Genomic DNA, 11,014 nt, shown 5'->3' on the forward strand with positions numbered 1-11,014 from the left:
GCCACCGGGTACGGCGGACTTGCTGAAAAGTTTGCATCATTTGTTACTGCGATTTAGCATGTTAATTAAGGTTGATGACGGTACATAAAGGCATAGCTACGCCAGAGCGTGCAGGCCGCTAATGGTTATTCACTGTCGGTAATAAAAGCTGAATGCTAAGCTGTTGCTGATTTTGGCTGATGTCTGTTTTTCTTCATAACTAAAAGATACGCGTGGTTTTTTTATGGACTTACTATAATTGTTTTATCGTTGATATTGAAATGAATGCTGCCTGTTAATTCCAGTGTGCGTAAAATATCTTCCAGGCTATCCTGCCGGGAGAAGGTGCCGGCAAAGGCCCTGTTGGTGATTTCCCCTTCATAAATAAATTGTACATCGTACCAGCGGGCCAGTTCACGCATAATACTTTTGATGTTGCCATTGAACTCAAAGCGCCCCTCTTTCCAGGCAATGGCCGCATCCACATCGGCGTTGCTGATGCTGATGCCTTTGTGCTCCCTGTTCACCAGCGCCTGCTGGCCCGGTTTTATGAGCCTTACGGTGCTGCCGCTGATCACGTTAACGGCGCCTTCCAGCAGCGAGGTGCAGATATTTTGTTCCTCTTCATAAGCCATCACGTTAAAGTGAGTGCCCAGAACCGCAATTTCTATGGTATTGGTTTTTACAATAAAGGGCTGGCTGGCCTGTTGTGCTATTTCAAAATATACTTCTCCCTGGATGGTTACTTCCCGGGTGCTGTCTGTAAATGCGGTAGGGAAACGGATGGACGAAGCAGCGTTCAGCCATGCCTTGGTGCCATCCGGCAGTACCAGCTGGTAGGTGCCTCCTTTATTGGTATACAGGGTATTGATGGTAGGTGTAACGGCAGCATTGCTGGTATAGGAAAGGGTATTGCCCTGGCGGTTTACGGATACGCCGGATTGTACATCCATGGCGGTATCTTTATAATGTTCCAGGTCAATCACCGAGCCGTCGCCACGTACCAGGCGGGCGCCATCCTCTTTTTTAGATGCAGGGGCATGGTTGCTGGCAACGGGCATATTCACCACTTTGTTGTTTACATAAATTTTATACCCCGCTATCGCAATAGCGGCCAGCACACAGGCGGCAACGGCTACACGCTGCCACATAGGTATAGTGCGAACGGGAGTCGGCTGCGGAGCAGCAGTGCCGGTTTGCATAATGTGGCGGAGCATGTTGGCGGCAGTATCGTCCGGCATAGCGCCGGTTTCTTCGTCGGACTCCAGGAGCAGATCGTCCAGCAGTTGCTTCAATTCTTCGTCGTATGCCGGTTGTTCCATCAGGCGCATAAATTCCTGTTGTTCTTCCGGTGTACATTGCCGGGAATAGTAACGGTTAAACAGGTACCTGAATCGGGATACTGTCATGAATAGCTATTTGATTAAGGAGACTATAAAGTGGGGTGGATGGGTTAGTGCGTTTAAAAAAAAGTTTTAACTGCATACCCATAAGAGGATAAGGAAGGTGTTGAGATCCATCCGGGTGAGGCAAAAAGCACGGATAGAGCGCATGGCATTAGCCAGGTGCACTTTAATGGTTTCGGGGCTCAGCTGCAGGCGGTCGGCAATTTCATTTCTTTTCAGCCCTTCTTCCTTGCTGAGCTTATAGATCAGTCCCTGTTGGGGCGGAAGCTGTGCAATAGCATGTTGCAGGATCTGCTCATATTCCTTGTAAAGGATATGGGCGTCCCTTACTTCATGCACCATGGCGGCGGATAGCTCAGATTCCATGAGCTGTTCACGGGCCAGCAGCTTCAGGGAAGTAAAAATATGATTGCGCGTAGCAGTAAAAAGATAGGCCTTGAAGTGACTGATCTCGTGAAGCTCATACCGCTTCATCCACATCTTCATAAAAACATCCTGTAGAATATCTTCCGCCAGGGAAGCAGAGTTTAAAAGACGGAAAGCAATAGCGTATATACGGTGACGGTAGTGATGGAATACATCCGCAAAGGCATGATCATTGCCCTGAGCGAGGCTCAATAAAAGCTCCCTTTCATTGTAGGTGTTAATTTCCATACGTGGTTACAAGTACAACCAAATTACTTGATTTATAGATAGGTTGTTAACCGTATATTAGCCGCTATTAATAGTATTTTATCTTTTAGTAAATGTAGCAGGAATAACCGTCTACCACATTTACCAAAACATTGGGCGGTGGTTCCCTGCGGGTAACCACCGCCTGCTATCCCGAAATGATTTAAATTAGCGGTTTAATACTATAATATAGGACGATTAAATGTGACAAAGGACTTATGGAAATAGCAAGTGAAGCAACATACCAGGCCGCCGCAAAGGTGTCTGCAACTATAGAAGCACATTTTAAGAAACATCTCTGCGCTGCCAGGCAAAATGGAGAGGATGATCTCGCCACGGTACCGGCAGCCCGGCAGGTAGAGAAAATTATTGACGTAGCCTTCTGGGCCAGTTTACGGAAGGAGGAAGGAAACCCTATCCGCATCTCCCTGGCTTTTTTACCTCCTACACAGGCCGGTAAGCCATTACTTTTTGCGGAACCGCTGCCCCTTACGCCGCAGCTGCTCACCAAACTGGCGCCGGGCGTAGAACGGCCGGGCATCCACATCGGCGTTTGGCCGGTGGGCGATGAACTATATGTATGGGGCACTACTATAAAACTGCCTAATCTTTGTTTTGTGCTGGATGTATCCGAACCGGGCCTGCTGGTGGTGAAACACCGTCGTGCGGCAGGTTTGGGCAAGTTCACCAACGTGGCCATGCTGCGGGGCGACCAGGTAAAGGTGGTGAATGAAGACAGCGGGCTGTTGCCCGACAGTCCGCCTATACTCAGGTCCTTACTGGGTTTAACGCCTTCCTGTTTATGGAACAACAGTGTAAACGTACTGATACAGATAGCCGTGTCTATGCGCGCGCATAAGCGCGGCGGCATATTACTGGTAACGCCTTCCAACAGCGACGCCTGGCGGGAATCTATCATCCACCCGCTGCAATACCCCATCCACCCGGCTTTTTCCGGGGTGGCCGACCTGCTGAAATACGACGGCAAAAGCGTTACCGAGATCTTCTGGCAGAATGCGCTGCGCCGGGAGGTGGAAAATATCACCGGCCTGACCGCGGTAGACGGCGCCACCATCGTAAACGACCAGCAGGAGCTGCTGGCCTTTGGCGCCAAGATCACCCGGGCCAAAGATGCCTGGCCTATCGATAAAGTACTGCTTACCGAGCCCGTGGAAGGCGGTGTGCCGGCGCTGATACATCCGTCTGCCATCGGCGGCACCAGGCACTTATCGGCCGCACAGTTTGTGCACGACCAGCACGATTCAATTGCGCTGGTAGCCTCTCAGGATGGTTACTTTACCGTATTTTCCTGGTCGGAACAACAGCAGCTGGTACAGGCGCACCGGATCGATATCCTGCTGATATAACATATTTATGCACAGATACTTCATTATAAACAAGCCTTTTGACATGGTGTCGCAGTTTGTCAGCTCGCATGAAGTGCGGTTGCTGGGCGATCTGTTGTTCGATTTTCCCGAGGGCACGCATGCCATAGGTAGGTTGGATAATGACTCCGAAGGACTGCTCATCTTAACCACCAATAAAAAGGTAACACGGTTATTGTTCCAGGGCGCAGCGCCCCATGAAAGAACTTACCTGGTAAAAGTAAAAGGACATATGAGCCCTGTTACCCTGCAGCGCTTAAAAGAAGGCGTGCCTATTTGTGTGGCCGATGGCGCGGAGTATATCACCACGCCCTGCCGCATAGAAATAGTAGAGCGACCGGCAGGATTGTTCGATCATCCGCGGGAACTGCCCGTGAATGCACCGCATACCTGGCTGCTGATCACTTTAACCGAAGGCAAGTTTCACCAGGTGCGTAAAATGGTAGGCGCCGTAAACCACCGCTGCCAGCGGCTTATACGCGTATCTATTGAGAACCTGCTGCTGGGCAACCTGCAACCGGGGGAGGTAAAGGAGCTGCCGGAAGAAGCTTTTTTCCGGTTGCTGAAGATCACCGACTACAAAGATTAACGCAAGATAACTGCATGATAAGCGAAGATCCCATTAGTTTTCTGACGGGTTTCTTATTAGGTTTGCCACCCGGACATCATGCTATAACGAAACATTTTATGAAGAAGACTTTCTGGCTTGCAGGTGCTTTGTGCTTATTGCTGCAGGCAACTTTCGCGCAATCTGCGCGTTATCCCCTGATTCCTTACCCGCAGCAACTGGAGGCCAGGGCGGGGCAGTTTGTGATCACGCCTGCCACAAAGCTGGTAGTGCCCGCAGGCTTCCCTACAGAAACGGCGCAGCTGCAGGCATTATTGAAGCAGGCACTGGGCAAGGCTTTGCCGGTGGCGAAACAGGCGGCAAAAGGCGCCATTGTTGTACAGCAGAACCCTGCACTGGCAGGAGAGGAGGATTACACTATGGAGGTGAGCGCACAACAGCTATTGATCACCGCCCGCACCGCTACAGGTTTTTTCCGCGCCATTCAAACATTGAGGCAGCTGATGCCGGCCGGCATTGAAGGTGCGCATACGCTGAAGCGTATAGCTATCCCCGCTATGCTGGTGAAAGACCATCCCGCCTATAGCTGGCGCGGCATGCACCTGGATGTATCCCGGCATTTCTTCTCCGTGGATTATCTTAAAAAATTCATCGACCTGCTGGCCTTATACAAAATGAACAAACTGCACCTGCACCTGACCGACGACCAGGGCTGGCGCATTGAAATAAAAAAGTACCCGTTGCTTACTTCCCAGGGCGCCTGGAGAGAGTTTAACAACCAGGATTCCGTTTGTATGCAGAAGGCCAAGGATAATCCTGACATGGCCATCGATCCGCAGCATATCATCAAAAAAGATGGCAAAACCCTGTATGGCGGCTTTTATACACAGGAGCAGATGAAGGATGTTATCCGCTATGCGGCCGACCGGCAGGTGGAAATTATCCCTGAAATAGATATGCCCGGTCATATGATGGCGGCTATCCGCTCGTATCCTTTCCTTACCTGCAGCGGTGAAGTGGGTTGGGGCAAGAATTTTTCAACACCCATTTGCCCCTGCAATGAATCTACTTTTTCTTTTGCGGAAGATATCTTTACAGAGATAGCCGCTTTGTTTCCTTCCAGATACATTCACCTGGGCGCCGATGAAGTAGAAAAAACCAGCTGGGCGGCTTCTCCCGCATGTGCCGATGTGATGAAGGCCAATAACCTGAAAACCGTAGAAGAACTACAGAGCTATTTTGTAAAGCGGATGGAGAAATTTTTCAACTCCAAAGGCAAAGTGCTTATTGGCTGGGATGAAATACTGGAAGGAGGGATCAGTCCTACCGCGGTGCTGATGTACTGGCGGGCCTGGGTGCCGGATGCGCCTATTAAAGCAGCCAAACATGGTAATACAGTGATTATGACGCCGGGCAACCCGCTGTATTTTGATGCCGTTCCCGATCGCAATTCCATTTATAATGTATATCATTTCAACCCGGTGCCAAAAGGATTAACCACGGAGGAAGCAAAAAATATTATAGGCGCACAGGCCAATATATGGACGGAATATATCCCTTCTGAAAAGCGGGCCGATTATATGTTCATGCCCCGCATGACCGCCCTGGCGGAAGTTACCTGGACCAATCATTCCAACTACGACAGCTACCTGCAACGGCTCAACGCACATTACAAACGCCTGGACCTGCTGGGAGTACATTACCGCCTGCCAGACCTGGACGGTTTTACGGAAGACAATGTATTTGTAGACAACGTAACCCTGCACGTACAGAAGCCACTAACGGACATGACTATCCGCTATACCACCGATGGTAGCATCCCCGATGCCCATTCCAAAATACTGCCCGGTAACTATGTGATCCGCGAGCCGCAATCCATAAAGCTGGCGGCTTTCAGCCCGACGGGTAATCGCGGTGATATTTATAACCTTCGTTACCGCAAGGAAGCCTATCTCAAATCTACCGTGGTAAAAGATGCGCGGCCCGGTCTGAAGCTGGATTATTTTGAGGGTACTTACAAAAGCGCAGCAAAGATCAAAGAGCAGGCCGACAGCTCCATCCGCGTAAGCAACGCCATCATCCCCGAAGGTATGGGCAAAGGCGGCGGCCCCTTTGGCGCAAAGGTGTACGGCTACATCAATGTACCCACCACCGGCATCTACAGCTTTTATCTCACCGCAGATGACGGCGCTATTTTATATATAGACGACCAGGAAGTGGTGAACAACGATGGCTGGCATGCACCGTTCCAGAAAAGCGGGCAGGTGGCCCTGGAAAAAGGCTGGCACCCTATAAAGGTAGCCTTTGTAGAAGGCGGGGGCGGATACACGCTGAAGCTGGAATACAGCCTGAATGGCAGCAAGCTGCAACCCGTGCCGGATAGCTGGCTGGGAGCGGGGCTGTAAAAAAGATTATTTAAAAATATAGGAAACGGGTGGCGGTAAGCTGCCCGTTTTTGTTATTTTTAATACCAGCTATGCGCATTATAAAAATATTCCTGTTCCTGTTAACCTTTGCACTGCCGGCATCCGCAACAGATGCGGCGTTAGCGAAGATCCTGGCCTCTCTTAATTCCGAGCAAAAAACATTGTTGTATCAATACGGTACCCTAAACACCTGGGCCACTCCTGCGGAGGCGGATAGCTTCTGGCGCGTGCACCAGCCGGCGTTAGGCGCTATTACCCCTGAACAGGGTAAAGTGCTGGCAACAGAGCTGTTGAATAACACCACGCTCAGCTATGATATCAGGAAGCCTTCCCGGTTGCAGGCGCTCAGGGGCGTGTTCACCGCTTCAAGGTTGTTGCTGGGCCTGGCCGCGCTGGTAGCCGCTTTTGCGGCGGTGCAGTTGATCGGGAGATATTTACCGGGAGCGTGGCAATGGTTGCTCCGGAATTTTTACCCTTTGTTCCGGAAGTTATTTTCTCCGCAGATGCTTAGCTGGGAGTTACTGGCAGTAGCCCTGGCAGGTATTTACTGGGGCCCTTTCATCCCCGGGCTGATACTCCGTACCATTGTGATCCACGTAGGGCTGGTGCTGCTATGGACCCAACTAACGGCCATCCTTACACGCCGTTACTTTGCAAAGCAGTACACACATATTATCCTGCAGAGCTTTGATCATTACAATACACCGTTACAGGTTTTTTTATATGTATCCGTACCGGCGCTCCTTACCTCCGTTGCGGTGTGGTGGGTGATGCAGGTTTGTCCGGATGCCTGGTACCCATATGAAGTGATTGTGCCTGCCATGGTGGGCATATTTACCTTACCGCCGCTACGGAACATGGAAAAGGCATTGAGCCGTTTGCTGTTTCCTTTTTCCTATGAACGGCTGCGGGCAAAAGACCAGCGTGCCGCTACCTATGTTATTATTTCCCTGGTAGTGTGGGTGCTGTTGTTACTGCTGCCCGTGTTGCTGAAGGAGGCCTTACTGATGCTCACCATTTTCCTGGTAATGGCGTTACTGTTTATTTCCATTGCCGACGTGATCCACAGCGGTGGCAAAAACTATATCTGGCTGCAGGTGGTTACCCTGGGCTTTCTTTTTACAGTAGTAGTAACGGGCGCCCAGCTGGGGCAGCTGTTACTTACCTGGACCGGCATGGGCGGTTTATTACTGTATGTGCTGATCAAGTACTGGGAGCTGCCGGTGATATTGGGTTGGAGCTGGAAGAATAGAAAAGCATGGGGCGCATTGGGTATGGCCGCACTCATATGGGGGATTGCAGTATTGATCCGTTCCCACCCTGAATGGTTTACTTTTTTTCCGGGATGATGAAGAATTTGATGCAAAAGTGTATTTTTGCGCTCCTTACATGCACGGTGTTTAATTAATTTAAGATACGCGCAGATCCGAAAACGTACTGACAAGGCTTCTCAGGGCCTCCAAGGCGGAAGTAGGGTTTGCGCTTTTTTATTTTCCTTTCTTTCCTCCGGAGATTTTTTTTTCGATAGCTGGTACTAACTGCGGTTATGGACGATATACAAGTGACCGGGGCACTTTTATGATGAGTGGTTATGAATCCCCCGGAAAATGTAATACTTTTATTAACTGTACTTTTTACGCTTAATCGATTTATCAAATCACGTTATGGTGAGAACATTTGCATTTTTAGCCCTGCTGGGCATTGGCGGCAGTGCAATAGCACAGGAACAGAAGGCGCCGTCGTATCCTCTGATCACGCATGATCCTTATTTCAGCATCTGGTCGGCCACGGACGAGCTGAACGGCAGCACCACCAAACACTGGACCGGCGCTACCCAATCGCTTACCGGGCTGGTAAAGGTAGATGGCATTACCTACCGCGTACTGGGCCAGAACGAGGCCTGCTACCAGGCAATAGCCGCCACCACCGATGAAGCGGCCTACCAGGTAAAATACACGGAAACCGCCCCTGCAGAAGGATGGGAGCAGTCCTCCTTCAACGACAATACCTGGAAAACAGGCCAGGCGCCTTTTGGCGATAACCTGAGCTCAGGCGGCACCCGCTGGGAAAGCCGTGAGCTCTGGACCAGGAGAACGTTCGACGCCGGCGATGTAGCCACCGCAGACCTCTTCCTGAAAATCTCCCATGACGATAATATTACGGTATATCTGAACGGCGAGGAGATTTACAAACACAAAGGCTGGCTGAACAAATATATTTACAAGCCCCTGTCAGAAGCTGTAAAAAGTAAGCTGAAGAAGAAAGGCAATATACTGGCTGTGCATATTCATAACACTGCCGGCGGTGCTTTCCTGGATGCAGGCATTGCCCGCTTGTTACCTCCTCCGGGCAACAAAGGCATAGAAACCGCTAAGCAAACAGCCGTAAACATCAACGCCACGCAAACCAGTTACCAGTTCACCTGCGGTAAAGCGGATGTAACGCTCACCTTTACATCGCCCCTGCTGATGGATGACCTTATGTTGCTGTCGCGCCCCGTTTCCTACATCTCCTATAAAGTAAGCTCCAACGATAACGCACCCCACCAGGTGCAGGTATACTTTGGCGCCTCTACTAATATTGCGGTGAACACACCTGCTCAACCGGTAACCACCTCCAGGTACACCAATGGCCAGCTCTCCATTTTAAAAGCCGGTACCAAAGAACAGCCCATCCTGAAAAAGAAAGGGGACGACCTGCGTATCGACTGGGGCTATATGTACGTGGCAGCGCCTACTGCAGCTCACCCGCAACAATACATCAGCACCGCCGGTGATGCCATTGCAGCATTTGCCAACGGCACTACCGCCACCACCGAACTGGACAAACAGCTGGTGCTGAGCACCTCCATCAACCTGGGTGCAGTAAGCACGCCTAAAGAACAGGTGTTCCTTCTCGGCTACGATGACCTCTATGCTTTACAGTATTTCAATACCAACCTGAAAGCATGGTGGAAAAACGACGCCACCCAAACCATCGATAAACAACTGAACGCCGCTTATAAAGACTACGCCACTATCATAGGCAAATGCGAAAAGTTCAACGAACAACTGCGTAAAGACGCGATCAGCGCCGGCGGGGAAACCTATGCCAAACTCTGCGAACTCGCCTATCGCCAGGCAATTTCCGCGCACAAACTGGCGAAAAGCCCCCAAGGCGATATCCTGTTCCTTTCCAAAGAAAACTTCAGCAACGGCTGTATCAATACCGTGGATGTTACCTATCCATCGGCCCCGCTGTTCCTGATCTACAACCCCGACCTGATGAAGGGCATGATGAACGGGATCTTCTACTTCTCCGAAAGCGGCAAATTCACTGAGCCCTACGCCGCCCATGACCTGGGTACCTACCCGCTGGCCAACGGACAAGCCTACGGCGAAGGCATGCCGGTAGAAGAATCCGGTAACATGCTGGTACTGGCCGGCGCTATTGCCCGCGCAGAAGGCAACGCCAACTACGCCAAAAAACACTGGAAAACGCTCACCACCTGGGCGGAATACCTGCTGAAAGAAGGCTTTGACCCCGCTAACCAGCTTTGCACGGACGACTTTGCCGGCCACCTGGCACGCAATACCAACCTTTCCCTGAAAGCTATTGCCGGTATCCGCTCTTACGCCATGCTGGCCAAAATGCAGGGCCTCAGCGATGTTGCCGCCAAATACGAACAAAGCGCCAAAGAAATGGCTGCCAACTGGGTAAAACTCGCTGATGACGGCGATCATTTCAGTCTTGCTTTCGAAAGCAAAAACACCTGGAGCCAGAAATACAACATGGTATGGGACAAAGTGCTCAACTTCGACTTATTCCCTGCTGATGTGTACAAGAAAGAAATCAGCTTCTATCTTAAGCACCAGCATAAATACGGCCTTCCACTGGACAGCCGTAAAACCTACACCAAATCCGACTGGATCATGTGGACGGCAGTGCTCACGGATAACTCTTCAGACTTTAATGCTATCGTTGCACCATTGTACACCTATGTAACGGAAACGACTACACGGGTACCACTCAGCGACTGGCATGAGACCACTGATGGAAAAATGGTGGGATTCCAGGCGAGGAGCGTAGTGGGAGGGTATTTTATGAAGATGCTGGATGCGAAGTTTAATCCTGCTTCTACGTCTTCAGCTTCTGCGTCTCGTTGATTTATTTGCTTTATTTGCGCCCTTTCTGCGTTGAGTAGGAAGGGCGTATAATTTTTAGAATGGATTTGGAAGTGATTTAGAAATTATTATCTTTGCGGTCCGTTAAAATGATTCCCTAGCTCAGTTGGTAGAGCAATACACTTTTAATGTATGGGTCTTGGGTTCGAGTCCCAAGGGGATCACCATCAGGAGTAAAAGTAAATACTCTGAAGTAATTAAAACCTTGTAGAAGCTGATTCTACAAGGTTTTTTTGTTTTTAGTGGTAAATGTGTGAAAAGATAAGTAAGGATCAAGTTGAAAAGTTGGGATCAAGTTGAAAAGTTGGGGGATATGTAAAAAAATAGTTTTTTTGCACCCAATTAAGATTAATAGCCGTGGATAAGAATTTTAGCCTTCTGATCGAGGCCCTGCTACCAGAAGGGATTTTATATT

General features: G+C 50.1%; 7 protein-coding genes and 1 tRNA gene. 6 read left to right on the top strand and 2 right to left on the bottom strand.

Going from position 1 to position 11,014, the window contains the following annotated elements; translation table 11 throughout:
* Positions 1–221: 221 nt before the first annotated feature.
* Together FN124_RS29930 and FN124_RS29935 are read right to left on the bottom strand one after the other, a co-directional pair.
* Positions 222–1,388, bottom strand: coding sequence for a FecR family protein (locus FN124_RS29930; RefSeq protein ID WP_142688472.1), 1,167 nt, complete (start codon positions 1,386–1,388; stop codon positions 222–224).
* 66 nt (positions 1,389–1,454) lie between these two features.
* On the bottom strand, positions 1,455–2,039 hold the full coding sequence (locus tag FN124_RS29935) for an RNA polymerase sigma-70 factor (protein ID WP_142688473.1): 585 nt from the start codon (positions 2,037–2,039) through the stop codon (positions 1,455–1,457).
* Positions 2,040–2,275: 236 nt separating this feature from the next.
* On the opposite strand from FN124_RS29935, the gene FN124_RS29940 reads away from it, so the two are divergent.
* From FN124_RS29940 to FN124_RS29965, 6 genes are all read left to right on the top strand, one after another.
* Entirely contained in the window at positions 2,276–3,424 is a 1,149-nt protein-coding gene (locus tag FN124_RS29940) for a putative sensor domain DACNV-containing protein (protein ID WP_142688474.1), read from the top strand.
* A 7-nt stretch (positions 3,425–3,431) separates the two neighbouring features.
* Positions 3,432–4,031 (top strand): pseudouridine synthase, encoded by a 600-nt coding sequence (locus FN124_RS29945; RefSeq protein ID WP_142688475.1) that lies wholly within the window; start codon positions 3,432–3,434, stop codon positions 4,029–4,031.
* A 98-nt stretch (positions 4,032–4,129) separates the two neighbouring features.
* Positions 4,130–6,415, top strand: a complete 2,286-nt coding sequence (locus tag FN124_RS29950) for a family 20 glycosylhydrolase (RefSeq protein WP_142688476.1) — start codon at positions 4,130–4,132, stop codon at positions 6,413–6,415.
* A 71-nt stretch (positions 6,416–6,486) separates the two neighbouring features.
* On the top strand, positions 6,487–7,785 hold the full coding sequence (locus FN124_RS29955) for a hypothetical protein (RefSeq protein WP_142688477.1): 1,299 nt from the start codon (positions 6,487–6,489) through the stop codon (positions 7,783–7,785).
* A gap of 315 nt (positions 7,786–8,100) precedes the next feature.
* Positions 8,101–10,581 carry a glutaminase family protein gene (locus FN124_RS29960; protein ID WP_142688478.1) on the top strand — a complete coding sequence of 827 codons (2,481 nt, stop codon included), beginning with the start codon at positions 8,101–8,103 and terminating at the stop codon, positions 10,579–10,581.
* A 109-nt stretch (positions 10,582–10,690) separates the two neighbouring features.
* Positions 10,691–10,766 (top strand) — tRNA-Lys (locus FN124_RS29965).
* Positions 10,767–11,014: the final 248 nt, after the last annotated feature.

Origin of the sequence: Chitinophaga polysaccharea, assembly GCF_902150045.1 — a bacterium.
Lineage (GTDB): Bacteria > Bacteroidota > Bacteroidia > Chitinophagales > Chitinophagaceae > Chitinophaga > Chitinophaga polysaccharea_A.

Coding starts and splice junctions, on each gene's coding strand:
- FN124_RS29940 (WP_142688474.1), top strand. CDS start 2,276: ATGGAAATAGCAAGTGAAGCAACATACCAGGCCGCCGCAAAGGTGTCT.
- FN124_RS29950 (WP_142688476.1), top strand. CDS start 4,130: ATGAAGAAGACTTTCTGGCTTGCAGGTGCTTTGTGCTTATTGCTGCAG.
- FN124_RS29945 (WP_142688475.1), top strand. CDS start 3,432: ATGCACAGATACTTCATTATAAACAAGCCTTTTGACATGGTGTCGCAG.
- FN124_RS29955 (WP_142688477.1), top strand. CDS start 6,487: ATGCGCATTATAAAAATATTCCTGTTCCTGTTAACCTTTGCACTGCCG.
- FN124_RS29960 (WP_142688478.1), top strand. CDS start 8,101: ATGGTGAGAACATTTGCATTTTTAGCCCTGCTGGGCATTGGCGGCAGT.
- FN124_RS29935 (WP_142688473.1), bottom strand. CDS start 2,039: ATGGAAATTAACACCTACAATGAAAGGGAGCTTTTATTGAGCCTCGCT.
- FN124_RS29930 (WP_142688472.1), bottom strand. CDS start 1,388: ATGACAGTATCCCGATTCAGGTACCTGTTTAACCGTTACTATTCCCGG.